The organism is Sphingomonas sp. HMP9 (genome assembly GCF_013374115.1).
Lineage (GTDB): Bacteria > Pseudomonadota > Alphaproteobacteria > Sphingomonadales > Sphingomonadaceae > Sphingomonas.
The window spans coordinates 675,180-695,076 of the sequence record NZ_AP022673.1 but is presented as its reverse complement, the minus strand read 5'-3'; the positions used below and the strand labels follow the sequence as shown (position 1 = coordinate 695,076).

General features: G+C 64.7%; 18 protein-coding genes. 11 read left to right on the top strand and 7 right to left on the bottom strand.

Annotation, left to right across the window (positions count from 1 at the left end; all coding sequences use genetic code 11):
• Window positions 1–187: 187 nt before the first annotated feature.
• Window positions 188–559, bottom strand: coding sequence for a lysozyme inhibitor LprI family protein (locus HMP09_RS03080; protein ID WP_176499134.1), 372 nt, complete (start codon window positions 557–559; stop codon window positions 188–190).
• A gap of 388 nt (window positions 560–947) precedes the next feature.
• Here HMP09_RS03080 and HMP09_RS03075 point away from each other — a divergent pair, with 388 nt between their 5' ends.
• The 4 genes from HMP09_RS03075 to HMP09_RS03060 all read left to right on the top strand — a co-directional run bounded on the left by HMP09_RS03075 (window position 948) and on the right by HMP09_RS03060 (window position 3,313).
• Window positions 948–1,370 carry a hypothetical protein gene (locus tag HMP09_RS03075; RefSeq protein WP_176499133.1) on the top strand — a complete coding sequence of 141 codons (423 nt, stop codon included), beginning with the start codon at window positions 948–950 and terminating at the stop codon, window positions 1,368–1,370.
• A 91-nt stretch (window positions 1,371–1,461) separates the two neighbouring features.
• Window positions 1,462–1,644, top strand: coding sequence for a hypothetical protein (locus tag HMP09_RS03070; protein ID WP_176499132.1), 183 nt, complete (start codon window positions 1,462–1,464; stop codon window positions 1,642–1,644).
• A gap of 58 nt (window positions 1,645–1,702) precedes the next feature.
• Window positions 1,703–2,758, top strand: a complete 1,056-nt coding sequence (locus tag HMP09_RS03065; protein ID WP_176499131.1) for a suppressor of fused domain protein — start codon at window positions 1,703–1,705, stop codon at window positions 2,756–2,758.
• A gap of 138 nt (window positions 2,759–2,896) precedes the next feature.
• Window positions 2,897–3,313 (top strand): hypothetical protein, encoded by a 417-nt coding sequence (locus HMP09_RS03060; RefSeq protein ID WP_176499130.1) that lies wholly within the window; start codon window positions 2,897–2,899, stop codon window positions 3,311–3,313.
• A gap of 43 nt (window positions 3,314–3,356) precedes the next feature.
• Here the strand turns inward: HMP09_RS03060 and HMP09_RS03055 are convergent, their stop codons facing one another.
• On the bottom strand, window positions 3,357–3,923 hold the full coding sequence (locus HMP09_RS03055; protein ID WP_232090597.1) for a TetR/AcrR family transcriptional regulator: 567 nt from the start codon (window positions 3,921–3,923) through the stop codon (window positions 3,357–3,359).
• Between the two features lie 199 nt (window positions 3,924–4,122).
• Here HMP09_RS03055 and HMP09_RS03050 point away from each other — a divergent pair, with 199 nt between their 5' ends.
• Both HMP09_RS03050 and HMP09_RS03045 read left to right on the top strand, forming a co-directional pair.
• Complete coding sequence (locus tag HMP09_RS03050; RefSeq protein ID WP_176499128.1) at window positions 4,123–7,557, top strand: acyl-[ACP]--phospholipid O-acyltransferase; 3,435 nt, start codon at window positions 4,123–4,125, stop codon at window positions 7,555–7,557.
• A gap of 451 nt (window positions 7,558–8,008) precedes the next feature.
• Window positions 8,009–8,374 (top strand): DUF4440 domain-containing protein, encoded by a 366-nt coding sequence (locus tag HMP09_RS03045; RefSeq protein WP_176499127.1) that lies wholly within the window; start codon window positions 8,009–8,011, stop codon window positions 8,372–8,374.
• Between the two features lie 149 nt (window positions 8,375–8,523).
• Here HMP09_RS03045 and HMP09_RS03040 read toward each other — a convergent pair whose 3' ends face one another.
• Window positions 8,524–9,078, bottom strand: a complete 555-nt coding sequence (locus HMP09_RS03040) for a TetR/AcrR family transcriptional regulator (RefSeq protein WP_176499126.1) — start codon at window positions 9,076–9,078, stop codon at window positions 8,524–8,526.
• A 66-nt stretch (window positions 9,079–9,144) separates the two neighbouring features.
• Here HMP09_RS03040 and HMP09_RS03035 point away from each other — a divergent pair, with 66 nt between their 5' ends.
• From HMP09_RS03035 to HMP09_RS03025, 3 genes are all read left to right on the top strand, one after another.
• On the top strand, window positions 9,145–9,834 hold the full coding sequence (locus HMP09_RS03035) for a DUF1349 domain-containing protein (RefSeq protein WP_197942452.1): 690 nt from the start codon (window positions 9,145–9,147) through the stop codon (window positions 9,832–9,834).
• Window positions 9,831–10,409, top strand: coding sequence for a sugar O-acetyltransferase (locus HMP09_RS03030; RefSeq protein ID WP_443026457.1), 579 nt, complete (start codon window positions 9,831–9,833; stop codon window positions 10,407–10,409). Before HMP09_RS03035 ends, HMP09_RS03030 begins: the two co-directional genes overlap by 4 nt.
• 314 nt (window positions 10,410–10,723) lie before the next feature.
• Window positions 10,724–11,038 (top strand): hypothetical protein, encoded by a 315-nt coding sequence (locus tag HMP09_RS03025; protein ID WP_176499124.1) that lies wholly within the window; start codon window positions 10,724–10,726, stop codon window positions 11,036–11,038.
• 120 nt (window positions 11,039–11,158) lie between these two features.
• On the opposite strand, the gene HMP09_RS03020 is transcribed toward HMP09_RS03025, so the two are convergent.
• Entirely contained in the window at window positions 11,159–11,926 is a 768-nt protein-coding gene (locus HMP09_RS03020) for a hypothetical protein (RefSeq protein WP_176499123.1), read from the bottom strand.
• Between the two features lie 271 nt (window positions 11,927–12,197).
• On the opposite strand from HMP09_RS03020, the gene HMP09_RS03015 reads away from it, so the two are divergent.
• Window positions 12,198–12,467 carry a hypothetical protein gene (locus HMP09_RS03015; protein ID WP_176499122.1) on the top strand — a complete coding sequence of 90 codons (270 nt, stop codon included), beginning with the start codon at window positions 12,198–12,200 and terminating at the stop codon, window positions 12,465–12,467.
• A gap of 228 nt (window positions 12,468–12,695) precedes the next feature.
• Entirely contained in the window at window positions 12,696–13,571 is an 876-nt protein-coding gene (locus HMP09_RS03010) for an SDR family oxidoreductase (RefSeq protein WP_176499121.1), read from the top strand.
• Window positions 13,572–13,679: 108 nt separating this feature from the next.
• Here the strand turns inward: HMP09_RS03010 and HMP09_RS03005 are convergent, their stop codons facing one another.
• The 3 genes from HMP09_RS03005 to HMP09_RS02995 all read right to left on the bottom strand — a co-directional run bounded on the left by HMP09_RS03005 (window position 13,680) and on the right by HMP09_RS02995 (window position 19,627).
• Window positions 13,680–14,468: a S1/P1 nuclease gene (locus HMP09_RS03005; RefSeq protein ID WP_176499120.1), complete on the bottom strand. Its 789-nt coding sequence runs from the start codon at window positions 14,466–14,468 to the stop codon at window positions 13,680–13,682.
• Between the two features lie 52 nt (window positions 14,469–14,520).
• The gene (locus HMP09_RS03000; RefSeq protein ID WP_176499119.1) at window positions 14,521–17,835 is read right to left on the bottom strand and encodes a TonB-dependent receptor; all 3,315 of its coding nucleotides are present in this window, start codon (window positions 17,833–17,835) and stop codon (window positions 14,521–14,523) included.
• Between the two features lie 220 nt (window positions 17,836–18,055).
• Entirely contained in the window at window positions 18,056–19,627 is a 1,572-nt protein-coding gene (locus tag HMP09_RS02995) for a hypothetical protein (protein WP_176499118.1), read from the bottom strand.
• Window positions 19,628–19,897: the final 270 nt, after the last annotated feature.

Below are 19,897 nucleotides of genomic sequence, written 5' to 3'. Positions count from 1 at the left end.
GTTCGACAGCAGTCCAGCCACCTTCGGCGACGCTTTGGAATACCGGAACGCACTGGCTGCTTTGCGGAGACGAGGCACGGTCTACCCCGCCCCGCCGCCGATGCAGTACGTCTGAGCGAACCGGCCGGTACCATCGCCAAGGCTGCGGGCATGAGCAGCGGTTCAGCGGGTGTCGGCCCCCGCTACCTCATCGTTGCCAGCTCAACATCTCTCGCAATTGCTGCGTGCGCGACCGGGTCACTTGGGTCAGGCACTGGTTCTCGGTGAACGGCTGCATCGACCCGCCGCGCCATTCGTAACTCTCGATCCGACACTCCGCGTCGCGAAACGTGAGCCAAGTGCGTTGAGACGCGAGCAGCGCTGCGACGTTGCCTGCCTTTGCCGGCTTGGAACTGGCGCTGCGGTCGGCGGCCTGCATGACAGCGCGTACCCGTCTCCACACCTGGTTCATCTCGACATCTGCCGCACTCGCGACTGCCCTCTGACACATCGTCATGGCCGTCTGATTAGGCTTGTCGCCACAATTACCGGCAGCCAGCATCAAAACCAACGCGATCATTCAACTCTCCGTCGTGTTCGTGGGACTGAAACCTCTTCCGAAATATCAAATTCCGGACCGCGAGAATGAGACTATTACAGTCAGCGCGCTACAAGCCAATCGTCCGCCGCACGCGCGGCGCCCACCGAGACATTGTTGACCGCCATGACCAGCTTCGGCGGGCGCAAGGCCGTCAGCGCCCTTGCTTGCTACCCCTCGTTTTCAGGCGTATTGCGTGAGCTGTTTCTGCCAGGCCAAGACCCGGCACAGTCCTTCCGGTATGCGGGCGACATGTTCTCGACGTCGGACGGGGCGCGCCACGACAAGGCACCGTGCGTTTTTAAAACGCCTTGCTGCCAACCAACCGGCATGCCACTTTTGAGCCGTCGTAAACCAACCGGGAAGCATCATGTTCAAGCGGCCAGTCCTCGTTGCCATCGCTTTGCTTACCGCCATCGGCGTCACGGCGCCGGCGATCGCGGCTTCGTCCAACCAGTTCGATCTGGTCTGCAAGGGCAAGGAACAGAAGCGTACCGGCGTGCCCGCTACCGCCTGGACCGAACGCTTCCGCATCGATCTCGACGCCAAGCGCTGGTGCCGCGGCGCATGCAAAGTGCCCGCCGCGATCAGCACGGTGACCGCGGACGAGATCGTCATCAACGACAGCCGCGCTTCGATCGGCGGGCCTTCCGACACCGAGCTCCGCCTGTCGCGCACCACTGGCAAGGTCAGCGAATCCGTCATGATGGGCTGGTCTGGTTCCGGCGCGAGCCTTGCCGAGGGCGATTGCCGCCGCGAATTCTTCACCGACTTCCCGAGCCAGCGCTTCTGAACGGCGGGGCGGCGCGCGTGAGGACGCCAGATCGGAGGCCGTCCCGCGCCCGCACGTTCGGTCGCAGGCAATCTTCGGTCCAAAGGACCACGTGACGATCCTCCTTCTTGCGGCCCCGGGAATCTGCATCGCTGCCGCCGAAGCGTCCGACTCGTCCGACCCGATGGACATTCCGGCGATGACCCCATCTACGCTGCCGACGCTGGGACGCATCTCCGCGTCTGCCGCCGGCTTTGCGCCGCCGGGGTGGAAAGTCTCTGGCCTGAACGTCTAGCAAGCCGACGATCCGGCAGCTAGGCCAGCGATATCCGTTTGTTGCTGGGAGCCCTGCCTTGGACGATGCCGCAGAGAATGCCGCCGACAACCTGTCGCCGGGCTGGGATGCGATTACCGAAGCGTTCGATCACCTCTACCCGGGTCGGGAGCCGCGCCACTTCGGTCCGCTGATCCGCTACAGCCTGGGCGGGCCGGACCCGCTGGATGGATTGAGTGCCTGGAAGCGGCTCGAGCCGGTGCCGCACTGGCATATCGTGACCTATGGCCTGTCGGAACTCTACGCCAAGGAAAGCGACGACCCGGAGGTCAGCGGCTATGGTTTCGAACTGACGTTCCGCCCGACCTGCGACCCGGCTGAGGAGGAGCCGCCGGTCTGGGCGTTGAACTTCCTGCAGAACCTTGCCCGCTACGTGTTCCAGACCGGCAACGTGTTCCGCGACGGTGACTGGATGCCGATCAACGGCCCGCTGTCGCAGGAGAGCGATACCGCGCTGCGCTCCATCGCGTTCACGGCCGACCCGGAACTACCCGCGCTGGAGACACCGTCCGGCGCTGTCGCATTCCTGCAGGTCGTCGGGCTGACCGAGGACGAGGAACGCGCCGCCAAGCAGTGGAAGACGTCGCGGCTGCTCGATGCGTTCCGGCCCAAGCTGCCGCTGCTGGTGACCGATCTCGGGCGCACCTCGTTGCTGGCCGATCCGGTAATGTCGCAGCAGGTCGAGGACGGTACGATCCGCGATGGCTCATCGACTGGCTATCTCCTCACCGACATACTCAGGTGGACAGGTCGCAAGCGGCTTTTGCGGGCACCGGACTACCACATCATACTGGGGCCGCGGCAGGTCGACGAGTTCACGCGGTTGCTGCCGTTGCGCCTGCCGTTCGATCGGCCATTGCTGCTCGTCGGCGAAGGCGGCGACGGTCAGTCACGAGTGCTGTTCGAGCCGGGCGAGCGCGACGCGGTTGTCGAAGCGGACGATAAACTGGTCGTGCGACTGACCCCCGCGACCGCCCGCGCGCTTGGTGAAACCCTCAAGCCGCATGCTGGCGACTACGCCGTCCCCGGCTTGCCGATCAGCTTCACCATCGAGCTGGCCGCGATCGCCGCCTGACCGCGAGAACGGGGTTGCCGCGCGGCAGAGTTTCGTCGAGCTTGATCGTGACGCGACGGACGAGGCGGTACAGTCGGCCTAGGGCAAGATGCGGGCAGTCAACTACGGGGGTAGTCCCGAGCCAATGAGCGCAAAGCGATGCTAACCCTTTTGCTTTCGGTGCTGGCCGCATCGGTCGGCCCGTGCAGCGCGGGCAGAGAGTTCGAACCGCCGCTTTGCCCGACAGGGCTCGCGCGCGTCGTCGCGCTTCGCAGCGAGGTGCAGGGCTTTGCGATCTGGCCGGAGGACGCGCTCGACCCACCCTGTCACGGCTTTGTCCTGACCGAAACCGATGCGCGCCGTTTCTTCCGCGATGCCCGCGAGGCGGACGCGCGTGCCGTGCATTACACCCTTCCGGAGTCACCCTGCGTGGTCCAGGGGCACGTAGGCTTCGCCGACGGCACGAATGGCCGCTGGCAGATCGATCGCTACGCGCTGGGATGGCTGGATCGCCCTGGCCGCCCGCGCATGATCCTGTACTGCCGTGGCTGCCGCAGGGCACCGTGGATGCAATAGGCACGGGAGCGTGCGGTCGTCCGCGCGGCCGGGCCGAGCGCCTTCAGTCCGGAAGCCTGGTCAGCCGTGCCGCGTTCAGGCTCTCGCGGACGCGCGCGATAGCCGCCGGAATCGGGTCATGTTCGCCCATCAGCGCGAAGCTTCCGGTAAGCGCAAACGCACAATGGCCGTGCACCACGGCGATCAGCGACCGGGTCAGCGCCGCCATCGCATCGTCGTCCTCACACCCCAAAGCGGCAAGGATCTCGGCCCGGACGATGCCGGTCAGCGCGCCCCGGACTCGCGCATCGTCCTCGGGCACCGGCATCGATGCAGGCAGGCGATGATCGTAGATCGCCATCCAGAGGTTCGGATTGCGCTGCGCGAACACGAAATACCCCGTCACCAGCGCGCCGATGCGATCGCTGCCGGCATCCTCCAGAACGCTCCGAAGATGCTGCGCCCATAGCGCGAACGTCCGGGTATTGATCGCCAGCACCAGCGCGTCGTTGCTGCCGAACACATTGTAGACCGTGCCGACCGAATAGCCGATCCGTTTGGCGACCGCTCTCGCTGAAAACCGCGCAAAGCCGTCCTCCGCCATCACCGCGTGCCCGGCGCTCAGGATCAACGCATGAAGCTCCTCGCGAGTATGATCCGACCGGCGTCCCATCTGTACGCGTCGGTACTGATAAAATTGAGCGCCGTCTAATTATTTAATTGTACAGCGCTCAATTTAGGCATAGGTCCGTTCGAGGGCGTAGTACCGCCCAAAAATTACTATCGGTTTGGCATTTCGTCGGTACACCGGCGCACGGGGAGTTACGTCCATGTCCGCACCTGATCTGTCGCTGCTTGCCAAGCGCCGCTTTGCGCCGCTGTTTGCGGTCCAATTCCTCGGCGCCTTCAACGACAACGTCCTCAAGTTCGGCCTGCTGTTCCTCGCGAATTTCTGCATCTACGCCGCTGCGCCCGCAAAGGCGGAGTTGCTGGCGACCATCGCGACCGGGCTTTTCATCCTCCCCTATTTCCTGCTGTCGGCGCTCGCGGGCCAGCTGGCCGACAAGTTCGACAAGGCGGTGCTGATCCGCGCGATCAAGGCCGCCGAAGTCGCCATCATGTTGCTCGCGCTGGGTGGTTTCTGGATCCAGTCGATCCCGGTGCTGCTCGCCTGCCTCTTCCTGATGGGCGTACATTCCACGATCTTCGGACCCGTCAAATACTCGATCCTGCCACAGCATCTGGCGCCGCGCGAACTGATGGGCGGCACCGGGCTGATCGAGGCCGGCACCTTCCTGGCGATCCTATCGGGTCAGTTGCTCGGCGGGCTCGTCCCGCCCTGGGAAGCGGGGCTGTTCGCGACCGGTGCGGCGATCATAGGCCTCGTCATCAGCATGGCGGTACCCTCGGCTCCCGCGGCATCGCCCGGCCTCCGCATCGAACGCAACGTGTTCAAGGGCACGTGGCGTATCCTTGCGGCCGCGCAAGGCGGTCGCGGCGTGTGGCTTTCGATCCTCGGCATCAGCTGGTTCTTCTCGGTCGGCGCGATCCTGTTGTCGGAGTTCGCGCCGTTGGTCAGCGGCACGCTGCACGGCGACGCCAGCGTGGTCACGCTGTTCCTGCTCGTGTTCTCGATCAGCGTCTCGATCGGTTCGGTGCTCGTCAACAAACTGCTGCGCGGCGAGGTCTCCGCGCGCTATGTTCCCGCCTCCGCCCTCGGGCTGGCGGCGTTCCTCATCGACCTGTGGATCGCGACGCGCGCGTACGCACCGGGCCCAGCCGTTTCCGATGTCGGTGCGTTCGTCGGCATGCCCGGAAGCTGGCACATCCTGTTCGCGCTGGCCGGGATAGCGTTTGCCGGCGGCATCTTCATCGTGCCCCTCTACGCGATCCTGCAAACGCACAGCGCGCCCGAGCAGCGATCGCAGATCATTGCCGCCAACAATATCGTCAACGCGACCGTCACGGTCGTGCTCGTCCTCGTCGTCACCCTGCTGCTCGCGACGGGCGCCAGCGTCCCCGGCGTCATCGGTGCACTGGGTTTCGCGACGCTGGCGGTGGCGCTGATCTCGTGCTGGCTGCTGCCCGAGACGGTGTTCAAAGCGCTGATCCGCGGGTTGCTCGTCCTGCTGTACCGCGTCGAGGTCGACGGCCGCGAAAACATGCCCCGACCGGGCGACAGTGCAGTGATCGTCGTCAACCATGTGTCCTTCCTCGACGGGCTGCTGCTTGCCGCCTTCCTTCCCGGTAAGCCGACATTCGCCATCCACAGCCGGATCGCGAAGGCATGGTGGGTACGACCGTTCCTGGGCATGTTCGATGCCTTCCCGGTCGATCCGATGAATCCGATGGCGGCCAAGGCGATGGTGAAAGCCGTGCGCGAGGGGCGCACGCTGGTGATCTTTCCCGAAGGTCGCATCACCGTCACGGGCGCGCTGATGAAGGTGTTCGACGGGCCAGGCATGGTCGCCGACAAGGCCGATGCACCGATCGTGCCGGTGCGTATCGACGGCGCGCAATTCACGCCCTTCTCGCGGCTGAGGGGCAAGGTCCGGCTCCGCATGTTCCCAAAGGTCAGCCTGACGATCCTACCGCCGCGCCGCTTCGCGCTGCCGGCGTCGGGCAGCGCGCGCGAGCGCCGGGCGATGGCCGGCCGCAAGCTGTACGACGTGATGAGCGAGATGATCTTCGCGACGTCGCACATCGACATGACGCTCTTCGAGGCGTTGCTCGAGGCGAAGGACATCCACGGCGCGAATACCCCGATCGTCGAGGATGTGAAGCGCACGCCGATGACCTATGGTCGCCTCGTCACCGGAAGTCTCGCGTTGGCCAGGCCGATCGCCACGATCACCCGGCCGGGCGAAGCAATCGGCGTGCTGTTGCCCAACGTCGGCGCGGTCGTCGTCACCGTCTTCGCGCTGCAGGCGAACGGCCGCGTGCCGGCGATGCTCAACTACACCGCAGGGCTCGCCAATCTGCAGGCCGCATGCACCGCCGCGCAAATCCGCACGATTTTGACCGCGCGCGCGTTCGTGGACCAGGCGAAGCTCGGCGATATCGTCACCGGCCTGGAAGCCGCCGGGATCGGCGTCCGCTACCTGGAGGATATCGGTGCGACCATCGGCGCCATCGACAAGGTGCGCGCGCTGATAGCGACGCGCTGGGCACGCCACAGCCATCGCCGACTCCGCATCGCGCCCGATGCGCCCGCCGTCATCCTGTTCACCAGCGGCTCGGAAGGTCTGCCCAAGGGAGTCGTGCTGACGCACCGCAACCTTCTCGCGAATTGCCGCCAATTGTCGGCCCGCATCGACTTCAACTCGAGCGACGTCGTGCTGAACGCGCTTCCCGTGTTCCACAGTTTCGGGCTGACCGGCGGCACGCTGTTGCCGATCCTGTCGGGCGTACGCACGCTGCTCTACCCAAGTCCTTTGCACTACCGGATCGTTCCCGCGCTCGCCTACGACGCGAACGCCACGATCCTGTTCGGCACGGATACCTTCCTGTCGGGCTATGCGCGGATGGCGCATGGCTATGACTTCTACTCGCTGCGCTACATCTTCGCCGGCGCCGAACGGGTGCGCGACGAGACGCGCCGGACCTATGCCGACAAGTTCGGCCTGCGCATCCTGGAAGGCTATGGCGCCACAGAGGCCGCTCCGGTCATCGCGGTCAACACGCCGATGCATTTCCAGGCGGGCAGCGTTGGCCGGCTGATGCCGGGGATCGAGGCACGGCTCGACGCCGTTCCGGGGATCGAGGAGGGCGGACGGCTGTCGGTGCGCGGGCCCAACATCATGGCCGGCTATCTCAAGGCCGACGCACCCAGCCTGCTTCAGCCGCCGGCAGATGGCTGGCACGACACCGGCGATATCGTGACGATCGACGCGGGCGGCTTCGTGGTCATTCGCGGTCGTGCCAAGCGCTTTGCCAAGATCGGCGGCGAGATGGTCTCCCTGCCCGCGGTCGAGGGATATGCAGCCAAGGTCTGGCCGGCCGCCGAGCATGCCGTCGTCACGCGCCCCGACATGCGCAAGGGCGAGCAGCTGGTGCTGTTCACGACCGAACGCGCCGCTACCGCCGCCGTCTTGCAGGCCTGGGCGCGCGCCAACGGGATCGCGGAACTCTCGGTCCCGCGCGACCTGCGGATCGTCGATGCGCTACCGGTGCTGGGCACGGGCAAGATCGACTATGTGACACTCGGTGCGACCGCGACCGCCCCCGCCCCCATCCCTGCCGCAGGAATGGAAATTGCGGAATGACCATGCCGCCGGCGGCCCGGAACGGGGTTCTGGTACAGCGCGAACTCGGACTGGACAAAAGCCGCATCCCGTCGTTCGATGTCAACCAGACCTGCCTTTCGTTCCAAGGTCGGAGCCTTGGCGCTGGTCTATTCTCGCGCCGGCGGACGGCGCACTCTGCTGAAAGCGCGCGGCCATTCCTTCGCCGCCGGCATGCAGCGCTTTTATCAGTAACGATCCGTTTGGATGTAAGAGCATTTTGTCGCTACCCGTTCCCTCATTCCAACGAACCGCGACTTCGAGGCTACGAGGGTCGGTCCGTAGTCGACCGGCAGGCCCACGCAGATGTCGGTGGCCCATGCGGTCTCTCATCCGCTGCGACTTTAAACGCCGACGAATATCAACACGATGGTGCCGAGATATCGGAACCCTATCCTGTCCTCTCGCGCTGTAGCGACGAAGGAGAGACGGCATGGACGACCAGCGCGTGTGGGAATTCGAGAGCAGCCTATGGGATGCCAGCGACGAGCATTACCAGGACCGGATCGACGAGGAGATCGTCATGGTCCTGCCCCGTCCGCCCTATGTCTTCCAAGGCCAGGACGCGAAGGATGCGGTCAAGGTTACGCCCGATTGGGATAAGGTCGAGTTGTCGGACCGCCGAGTGTCACGCCCGCAAGAGGGCCTGATCGTCGTCGCGTACACAGCCCGGTGTGCGAAGGGAGAAGAAAAGTACGAGGCGCACTGCACCTCGACCTTGCGGATGCGAGGACACGACGATTGGCTGGTCGTCCAACACCAGCAGACACCACCGTTGACCGCCACCGTCGAAGCCTGACGCATGGAACGCCGTGGCGCCTGTCAGATACCTATGACTGGCGCTGCAGTACTAAACCGGGAGCCGCGGTCTGCGCCTCGCGTCGCGTATCAAGCGCTGGCTGCCACAAGCTTTGTCCGCAGCTATACTCAGCGGCAAAACCCGTTCCGTCACGCGTCCCCGGTAATCCGGTCGATGATCACACGGATCGCATCCCGGTCGAGCGGTGCGGTGTCGATCGAATTGTGGATGCCGATCCCCTCGACGAGCGCATCCAGCGCCCGCGCCGTGACCGGATCGAAGAACCGGCCGAGCGCCGCACGGCTATTGTCCATCCAGTGCTGCATGACCGTCGTGACGTCGGGATGGCGCGCCGCGTAGGCGTATAGCTCATAGCTCAGCAACAGCGTGCGCGGATCCGCCCAGACCGACCCGGCGATGATATCGATGACGCCTTCGATTGCTTCGCAGCGCGTGGTCGCGGCATCCAGTCTTGCCGCGAACGCGCCGGACGAGGTCGTCGCCAGTTGCAGGAACGCGGTCGTCAGCAGGTCCTCGAGCGTTACGAAATAATAGGTGACGGATCCCAGCGGCACCGCGGCTGCCTCGGCGATCCGACGATGCGTGGTCCCGGCCACGCCGTGACGTTCGATGACGATCAACGTCGCGTCGACGATCCGCTGTCGGCGCGCCGGATCATTCCGCCGACGGGGTTCTACAGTCAATTTTTGCCTTTCCAGCACTTATGTACAGATGTACACATATTGCGATCGTAGCGAAAGGCATTGCTTGTGAAGACCCTGGATATGTCGCGTCGTACGGTTCTGGGCGGCGCTGCCGCATTGGCCATCCCGGCAGTGACGGCCACGCCGCTCGAAGCGGCCACCGGCACGCGGATATTGGGCCGCCGCGACGGGCGATGGCTGAACGCGCCGAAGACCTGGACGGTCGATCCGAGCGGCGACCTGTCGATCGTCACTGACCAGGGAACCGACTTCTGGCGGGAAACGCATTATGGCTTCACCCGAGACAGCGGTCATTTCCTCGGCTTCACCGCGCCCGACGCCTTCACCGCGCAGGTCCGCATCCGCGGCCAATATGAAAAGCTCTACGACCAGGCAGGAATCATGGTGCGGGTCGACGAACGCCATTGGGTCAAGGCGGGGATCGAATTGTCCGACGGACGCGCGATGCTGAGCAGCGTACTGACCGATGACAAGTCCGATTGGGCAACCGGGCCTTATGAACATCCGGCGCAGGATTTCTGGATGCGCGCCACGGTCGCCAAGGGCGTGCTGCGACTTCAGGTCTCGGCTGACGGAAAGACCTGGCCGCTGGTTCGCCTCGCGCCGTTCCCCATTGCCACTTCGTATCAGGTGGGTCCGATGGCCTGTACGCCCGAGCGCAGCGGCCTGAAGATCCGGTTCTCCGATTTCCAGATCACCGCCCCGCTCGGCAAAGACCTTCACGATCTGAGCTGAGCATGGCGACCGAGAAGCAGAAGATGTTGCGCGGCGACCTGTACACCGCGGACGATCCTCAACTCGCGGCCGACGCCGCCGTGGCCTCTGCCTGGCTCGCCCGCTACAACGCCGCGTCCGCTGCGCCTGCGTCAGAGCGGCATGCCATGCTGGGCGACGCGCTGGGTCATGTCGGCAACGGCGCCACTGTGCGATCGCCGTTCCACTGCGATTACGGCTACAACATCCACCTGGAAGACGGCGTCTTTCTCAATTTCGGATGCATCGTGCTGGATGTCGTATCGGTCCGGATCGGCGCGGGGACGCAGATCGGACCGGGTGTCCAGATCTTGACGGCGGATCACCCTCGCGATCCAGCCGTCAGAGCGAAGGCGTTGGAGTTCGGTCGCCCGGTCGGGATCGGCGGCAACGTCTGGATCGGCGCCGGCGCGCTGATCCTGCCCGGCGTGACGATCGGCGACGATGCCATCATCGGCGCAGGCAGCGTCGTCACCCGCGATGTCGCGGCAGGAACGACGGTCGTCGGCAATCCCGCACGCGTGTCGACCAAGGGCAATCCCGACTCCCGCGCTTGAAGCACGAGCGTGAGCCTCGCCTGCCCTTCACCCCATCGGCGAGCGTCGTCCGCGAGTATGTCGGCGATCGGTGTCGGAAGGCCGGCGCGCGACGAGATCAGCAGCAAGCGATCGGCTCCGCCAGGAGAAGGCTCGAGCTATCCCGCACATCATAACCGAATGTCCGCACGCCGCCGCCGCGCGCGGCAAGGTCGCACAGCCTGGTATCCGCTCGGACGGCGGATCTTGGGGTATCGGCGACCCGGTCCAGCGCCGACCTCGGCCCCTCCGCGGCAAGGTTGTCCGCGGTATTTTGATGGGCTAACCGACGGGCCATGTTTGTCGCGATCTTCACGTTGCTAGTGACGTGGTGGCCGGTTTCGGCGATGCTGCTCGTCACGATCTCGTGGTGGCTCGAACGGCGCGAGCGATCATGGCGGCGACACGCGGCCATGCTGCTGCTGGTTCTTCTCGCTCCGCTCCTGCTGGTGCTTGAAGGCCTCGCCACAGGCTGCGCGGCCGGGTCGGGTGGCGAGCATTGCTACTGGTACGGCTTCGGGCTTACGCTCGCCCTGCTAGTGATCATGCCCGCAAGCGCGCTGTTGCTGGCGATCGGCGCATGCTGCGGCCGGTGGTCTCGGCGGGATTGAAGCGTGTAGCGGTCTTTAATACCTCAGGTAATGCAAGCCGACTGAAAATGCCGTTTGGGTTTGCTCGGCTGGAAGGCAGTGGTGAACGCCACTATGCCGACGAGGAGCGAGAAAACCGCTCTACTCAGCCTCGCGCTGACCGCCCCTGACTGGTCCGGGTTGTAACGGGGTCGCCGCTGCGTCTCGCCACCGCGAGCCCGGACGGACGTAGAGCGCTTCCAACGCCGGATGGTCGCTTGCCAGGACGGCTGCAGGATCCCCTTGCAGTGTGGCTACGCGACGGCGCAAAAAACCCGGACGGATTACCACCACGGCATCACCCGCCTCTATCGTCCAGCCCCAGGCGTCGCTCGGCATCGGCAGATAGCTTGACGCCGCAACCTTGGCGGCGACGTCGGCGAGCGCATCGACGGCCGTCATGACGAGTGTCTTCTCGTGCGGCGCATCGACATCGTCCGCCAGACAGACGCTGTCCCGCGTCATGCTGATGTTCAGCGGCATCGCCGTCGTGCTGCGTCCCCCTGCCGCTTCACCCGGCAACGCCAAGCGGCCAGCGGTGTCGCCGCCAACCGCCACCGTCCGGCTTTTCAGTAAAAGCCGAGCCGTGGGAACAGTCGCGAGCAGCATCGTCATCGCGATCATGATTGCACCCGTGAGCGCCATCGGTGGCCAGTCCGACTCCGGATGCGCAGCGGAGTCGACCCGGAACACGACGATCCCGTACGCGAGCGCAATCGCGGGCGCGGCTAGGACCGTGACGGAGCGCGCCAGGAACAGGTTCCGCTTCGCCAGCCGCCGCCCGACAAGGCGAGCTGCGACCCACGTGACGAGCGTCGCCATCAAAAGCGCAACGGCGATAACGGCCAATGCTTTGGGATCGCCGATCATTCATCGCTCCTGTCGCCGCTAGCTTGCCCCGTATTGGTAGCTTCAATTTAATGGCCGCGTGGCGTCGCAGCGATGTACGGTGATGCTCATCACGGGCCAAGGTATTTGCAGATGAGCCACCGCAGCATCTTAGACCATGCGCACCCCGCGGGTGGGTGCGGTGACCCGGACCGACATGCGCGGCGGCAGGCAGCCATACCCCACTAGTCAGATCGGCGTTGATTTCGGACGCGCCTTGTGTATCCGTATGGCACCACAAAAAGGGTAGATCATGAAGAAGATTTTTGCTGTCGCCGTCGTTACCGGCCTGCTCTCGCTCGCAGCCTGCAACACCAGCCCGCGTGAGAACGCCGCTGATACCATCGAGTCGAACACCGAAGCGGTTGCCGACAACCTCGAGGATGCTGCCGACACCACTGACAATGCTGCAGCGGAAGCAAGCCTTGAGAACAAGGCCGATGCAGTGCGCGCGACCGGCCAGAACCAGGCCGACGACATGCGCACCAATGACCCGGATACCAATCTTTCGAACGGCATCTAAGATACTGAGCGCGTAAAACCGCACGCAGGTTGCTCCCAAGCGGCTTGTATAACGAGGGCATTCGGGGCGACCCGGATGCCCTTTTTACGTCGCCCTTCCCCGCCTTCCACCATCCGACACTCCGTCGCCGTCGCACTTAGGCGGCCTGTTTCCCGTTCATGATGGCGTCTGCCCGGCACGTTATTCCTTCTGAACCGTTTGCTGCTGATCCCACCAGCAGGAACCGATATGACGGACGATCCGCGCACCAGCCAGCCGACCCGTTTCCCTGACGAGCCGCAGCAGCCAAGCCCCGGCTTAACGACCAAGATGCGAACCAAGCCCGATCATGGCGAGGAGAGCTATGTCGGCAAGGGCCTGCTCAAGGGCAAGGTCGCGCTCATAACCGGCGGAGATTCCGGTATCGGTCGGGCAGTGGCGATCGCCTATGCCCGTGAGGGGGCAGACGTTGCTATCTCCTACCTCGCGGACGAGCAGGCCGACGCCGAGGAGACGCGGACCTGGGTCGAGAAGGCAGGACAGCGATGCATCTTGCTGCCGGGCGATCTGCGCGACCGGGATCACTGCGCAGCCCTTGTCGAGCGTACCGTCGCGGACCTCGGCGGCATCGACGTCCTTGTCAACAATGCCGCCGCGCAGACCATGAACGAGGGGCTGGACAGCATCGACGACGACGAGATGCAGGCCGCTTTCTCTGCCAACGTCTTTGCCATGATCCGTTTGGCCAAGGCAGCGGTACCGCACATGAAGCCGGGCTCGGCGATCATCAACACGACCAGCGAACAGGCCAAGGTCGCCGGTAAGTCCATGATCGTCTATGCGGCGACCAAGGGCGCTATCTCGAGCCTGACTGTGGGCCTGTCGAACCTCCTATCCAGCGACGGCATTCGCGTGAACGCGGTGGCGCCCGGCCCAATCTGGACGCCGATCCAGCCGATCGCCAAGTCGCCGGAGGAACTCGAGACACTGGGTCAGGACACGCCGATCGGCCGCGCCGGACAGCCGGGTGAACTCGCCCCCGCCTATGTACTGCTCGCCTCGGCGGAAGGCAGCTATATGTCGGGCAACGTCGTAGCCGTGACCGGCGGCGTCCCGATTTCCTGAGCCCAAGAACCCGACGCGGCTGTAACTGCCATCATTCCGGCTCATGGCGGTGCATGATCCGGATCGGGTGGCGGGGCCGGTCGACCTCTTATGCCAGGCCCCGTCTCCTTACCCGCTGCAATGCCCGAAAAGATCGTTCAGATACGCCGCCAGATGCAGTCCCGATTTCGTCATCTGCTGATGCAACAGCGGCCGGGCATTGTAGAGATAGTCGCCGTCGATCGTTTTCGATTTGGGATAGACCCGCGGATGAAGCGCCCGCGCCTCGTCGACCCATGCCACGGGATCGGGGGTCGACCAGGCGATGGCCTGCTTGCTGGTGATCCGGGCGAGCAGATAGTCGGTCCATTCGGTGTACGACATCTGCTCGCTGTCGATCAGCGTCGAATCCCAGATCGTATGCAGGTTGGTCTGTTCGCCGCGCAGCGTCACGATCTCGTCATTGCCGCCGCGGTCGCGGGCATTGCCCGAATGCAGCGGCTGACCGAGATCGCCGGCGATATGGATTATCATCCGCAGTGCGTCGCGCCGCGCGGTGAGCGGTGCCGTACGGTCGCGCACGACCGCGCGGAACTTGGCCAGCGCCGACACCGCATCGCCCTGCGGGGGGACGCCGGCCTGCGTATAGGTCTTGCCGTCGGGTATCGTGACGAAATGCCAGTTGAAGGTCGTCTTGCTCCAATAGGGATCGGACTGCATCCGCATATAGTCCGCCCAGTTGGCGGCATCGGCGAGCGTTTCGACGCCGAGGAGATCGCGGATCTCCAGCCGGGTCGTGCCGCAGATGAAGCGGTCCGCGATCGCGCCACTGACGCGGTGCCCGGTCGGTCCCCACGCCATCGCCGGTGTCGATGCCAGCGCCAGCGCACCGGCGAGAAAGGCCCTGATGAATCGCATGCTGTAATCCTTGTGCGCGACGAGGAGGCGTCCTGGCCTCCCCGTCCGTCGATCAGAAGTCGAAGCGCAGGCCGACCCGCATCTGCCAGAGCGAGGCGCTCTGATAGGTCGTGGCGGTCTGTCTGCTCGCATTGGAGTAGAGGTAGCGGGCGCACGGATTGCCCGCCGCCGCGACGCACGACACGTTGGCGATGCTGACCGAGTCCGAGAAGACCTTGTAGGTGTTCCAGTTGCGGTTGAGCAGGTTCAGCACGTTTTCGACATCGGTGAAGACCTTCGCCTTGCCGAAGAAGAACGGGATCTCCTGCGACACGTGAAGATCCAGTTTCGAGAACCCCGGAGACGTGCCCAGATTGCGCGGCGCGATCGCACCGTAATATTTGCGCAACTTGCTGCCGTCGACGCTGGCACGCAGCGCGTTGAGCGTCGCCTGGTCGGCGAACTCCACCATACCGACCTGCGGACGGCCCGCCGCGTTGATGATCGCCGCCTGGTCGAAATCGGGGACGTAGAACAGATGCCGCCCGTTACCGCCGACCGTGCCGAACACCTGCGACCGGCCGTTGCTGGCATCGGTGAAGGTGTAGCTGTACGGGCGGCCGCTGCGGAATTCGCCGAACAGGTCGATCCGGAACTCGTTGTCGCCGAACAGGTCCGCGCGATAGCCGATCTGCACCTTGCCGTTGTGCCGGGTCTCGAAGCTCGACCGGCCCAGCGTGCCGCGGTTCGGATCGGCGGTGGTGACGCTCAGCAACTCGGTCGGCGTATAGCCGGTGAACGAGCCGACATCCTTCACGTCCGAATAGATGTAGTTCGCCCCCAGCGACAGCCCGCCGATCCGCTTGCCCAGCCCGACGCCGAGGACGCGCGAACTGCCCTGGCCGGTGTTGCGCAGCACGATGTCCCAATTGGCGCCGACCGCGGGATTGTAGCGCGGGCGGCCATCGGGAAGCACGCCGATCTGGGTGGTCCGGACGTCGCTCGCGACGAAGCCGTTATTCACTTCACTGGCGAGCGCGCTGAGGTTGAATTCCCAATTGTCCGCGATCCAGCCGGGGCCGAACGGCAGGCTGCCCGACCAGTTGAGCGCGACATTGGCCTTCCAGGTGGACGCCAGCTTCAGATCGGGGTCGAGCGCCCCGACCGACGCCGCCGCGGGGGCGCCGGCCCCTGCCAGATACTGGTCCACGACGCTTGGAATGCTCTGGCCGGTGACATTGTCGAGCGCCGCCGATCCCAGCGACGGGGCGATGTTCGCCGCGGCCCCGGTCTGCGTGGCATCGACGAAGCTGGCGCCGTTGCGCTGGAACAACAGGCTGTTCTGGCGCACGCCGTCGTTCGAGAAGGAGTTCGAGAACCAGACGTCCGGCGTACCGCCACCGAACAGACCGCCGCCGGCAGACAGCCGCAGATTAGGCTTCGCATCCCAGGTCACGCCCAACCGCGGCTGCAGCACGCCGCCGGTCGGCATCGCGGCATTGGTGAAGCCGTACGCCGCGAGGAAGCGGGCGTTGAGCTGCGGTCGGTCGGCATCGACCCAGTCGTAGCGCAGGCCGCCGGTCACCGTGATATCGGGCGATACCGACCAGCTGTCCTGCACACCGAACGTATAGGACATGTAGTTGAAGCGTGCGGCCGCGTCCGCGGGATCGCCCGACAATGCATTGGCATAGGTCAGCTGGTTCGCGCGCCCCGCCTCCAGATCGGCGATCGAATCGAAGTAATATTTGCCCTTGGTCGCGGCGACGAACAGGTTGTTGATCTTGACCTGCTGCCCCTCGGCGAGAAGCTTGATGACGTGGCCGCCGCCCGAATATTGGCCCGACCACGACACGCCGCTGTTCCGGATGCTGAGATAGTTGGATTGGCGGAACTGATCGGGGCCGAGCAGGACGCGGCCATTGGGGTTGGCGCCGGTCGGGGCAAGGCAGTTCAGCCCGCTGCCGCGCGACACGGTGTCGAGGCAGACCTCGAACTCGGGGAAATCGCTGCCGCCATAGGGGTTCTGCGTCCGCTCATAGTCGCGGCGCGTGACGCGCAGCTCGGTCGAGAAATTGTCGCTCCAGTTGGAATTCAGCTGGGCGGCATAGGCATTGGTCGTCTCGCCGAGCAGATAGAAGTTGGATTGCAGCCCAACCGACGGGTTCGACCCGGTCTCGCTGAAGCCGACATCGCGCGGCACCTCGTTCTTGTGATAGATGTACGTCAGCGCGAGCCGGTGCCGGTCGCTGATGTTCCAGTCGAGCTTTGCCGACGCCTTCCTGTCCTTTTCCGGCAGCGTCTTGGCGATGTCGAGTGGGTCGAAGCCGTAGCGGCTGTTCAGGATGCTGCGGACGCGGTCGACGGTGGCGCGGGTGACGAACGGGATCTCGGTGCTCGCGCCCTCGCCCGTCAAGCCGCGCGCGCTGACCTGGCTTTCCTTGAGTTGCTCATAGGATATGGCGAAGAACAGTTTATCCTTGATGATCGGGCCAGACAGGTTGCCGCCGTAATCGCGGAAGCTCGGCACCGGGGTCAGCCGTCCCGCCGCCGCCGGGACGACCGTCCCGTCCGAGCGGACATTGTCGTAGGTCTTCGTGCCCTGAAGCGAATCGTCGCCGAAGATTCCGAAGGTGCTGCCATGGAACCGGTTGCTGCCCGATTTCAGGATGATGTTGACCGATCCGCCCTGGAGATCGCCCTCGGCAATGTCGATCGGGACCGCCTTCACGTTGAGCTGGTCGATCGCGTCGAGCGAGACGATGCCGCGCGCCGACGGCAGGCCGCCTGCGTTGAGGCCGAAATCGTCGCCGATCGCGACGCCGTCGATCGTGAAGCGATTGCCGCGCGGGCTGGCGCCGCCGATCGAGATCGCCCGACCTCGCGGGTTCGGATCGAGGCTGGTGAGCGGATCGCGGCGCAGCAGATCGCGCAGGTCGCGATTGACCGACGCGATGCCCTGAATCGCATCGGCGTTCAGGCTCGTCTGCCCGGCGATGGCGAGACCGTTGCGCTTGGCCTTGGCGGTAACGACGATATCGTTGCCGGTTTGCGGATCGAGCACGACGTTCAGCGTGACGGTGCTGCCAGCGGCGGTCTGCACGCCTTCGATGGCCTTGCTGTCGTACGACGGTGCATCGACGGTCACGCGGAACGGACCACCTGCGCGCAGACCGGACGCGTTGAAATTGCCCGTCGTGTCGGTCGATTGGCTGATCTGCGTGCCCGACGGCATGTGAACGATCGTGACCGACGCGTTCGCAACGGGCTGTCCGCCCGCATCGGTGACGCGACCGCGGACGGCGGAGGTGGTTTCCTGCGCGAACGCGGGCTGCACGCAAGCGACGGTAAGCGCCAGAACACTGGCGCCTATGGCGGTTAGTCTCATGAAATCTCCCTGGGGTGCTTGCCGTTTCGGCCTAGCGAAGGCCCCTATGGGCAGTGTTCATGTCAGTGCTGTTACGAATCCTGCCGTTCGCCGCGTATCAAGAATTTGGGACTGCGCGAGATGCCCAAATGAAGGTGGCGTGATTGATTTCATCCCTCCGTTCGGGTTTGCAGCCCTTGCGAACGCACGGCGATCCGGTTCGGCAGCCGTATTGAACGCCTTACTGGAGGCTACTCGTTCTGCGGGGGCCTTTCGTCGCCGAGGCAGCCTTGGCTTCGATCTCGCTGAAGTCGTCGAGCGCCGGCAGGTACGTGATCGGCAGGTCGCGGCCGAACCGGGCATACGCCTCCTTCACGTCGGGACGGACGGCAAGTCGGCGCATCATCGCGTCATCCAGGGCTTGCAGGGGCAAACCATGCTGCGTCCTGTAACGGGCCTGAGCGATGTCGAGCAGCGCGATACTACGCTTCATCGGATCCTTGACGCGGTCGTGCCACAGGCGCGCTTGGTCGTCTGGCGTCGCGAGACACGCCACGGCAAGCGTGACCGCGCCATCGACGCTGGCATAGACGGCTCGAACGCGCTGGGCTTCCGCCAAGGCCACGCTATGTTTCCCGATACCCTCATCGGCACAGGCATGGAGGGCGATGAAGAACCCGGCAGCGGCCGGTGTCTCGAGCTTCTCGGGCGACGGTGTATATTGATCCAGCGTCTTGACTGCCCCCTGATAATCCTGCGCGATCAGCTGTTCGACGACGAGATTGGGTGCAATATTGCCGACGCTCGGGTCGCGCGCTGCCGGTGCGGACATCGCCTGTTGCATCCGTCGAATGCCTTCGGCGCGCTTGCCCTCCCTACTCAGCCACCGACCGAGCTTCACAGCCGCGATGTTCTGATACCAGGCGTCGACGTTCGAAGAGGTCGGATCGGAGACCCATGTATCGAGGAGGGCGATGCCATCTTGTCGGTGTCCGGTCTGGACCAGCGCGACGGCATAGGCGACTCTGTTCGCCGGCGTTGCCGCCGCCTCGTAGGCGGATCGCGCGCCATCGAGCAGCACCTTGCGCTGAACCGAGAGATCGCCGCCCGCCCATTGCTCGACGCTGGGCCAGATCGCCTCGAATTGCCGATCGATCAGCATCTTCACGCCAGGCTCGGGCGCGATGACCGACGGCAGCATCTGCACCGCGCCTCTCACGTTTCTGTCCTGCACACGGCTCAGCACTGCCGCGAAGGCCGCGTCCGAAAACGCGCTGGGATTGAGGCGGGCATAGCCGGTCGTCGCCAACCCGGCGAGCAGGTCGTTCGCCAGCCTGTCTTGCCGCGCATAACGCAGCTGACGCAGGACGGTGTCCATCGAAGACGGGTCGACATAATCCGCGGCATGCGGATCGACCGCCACCGCGCGCATGATGAGCTCGGCGGCCTCTACTGGCTTCTGGTCCTGAGCATTATCGAACGCGATGGTTATCAACACACGGGGATCGTCGGGTCGAAGCTGGCGGCATTGGTCGAACGCAGCCCGGGCCTCCTGGCGGCGCCCCATATGGTCGAGAACCGCGCCTTTGTAGCACAGGATCGAACCGCGAAAGGCGGTGGGCTGAAGCAGCAGCGCCAGCGCCCGATCGATCAGCTCGAGACGCTCGGTATCAGAAGCAGCCGTCGACGACCGAGTCAGGACAGCAAGCGCCGGCTCCTCCGACGGCAGCGGCATGGGTTCGGAATGCTGCGCAACGGCCGCTGCCGCAGTCGCGGCAAAAACAACGCCGCATAGGGCCTGTCTAATTTTCATGCGGCTAGCCCCCTAAACCGTCATGAAACCACAGACGGCGGACCGGTTCAACTGTACTTACGGTCCTTCTATCAGGGGGTACTATCAGTAGGCCTCCTCCGAGAAGGCAGCGACCAGGCTCGCCCATTGCTTCTCCTCGTCATCGCGCTGCACGGGCCCCATGCCTTCTAAAAAACGGCGTTGGTTGTTGTCAGGATCAGGGCCAACCTAGCCGCTGAGAACGAACTCGAATCATTGTACTGTGGTAGCGCTATCGATATCGTCGGGAAA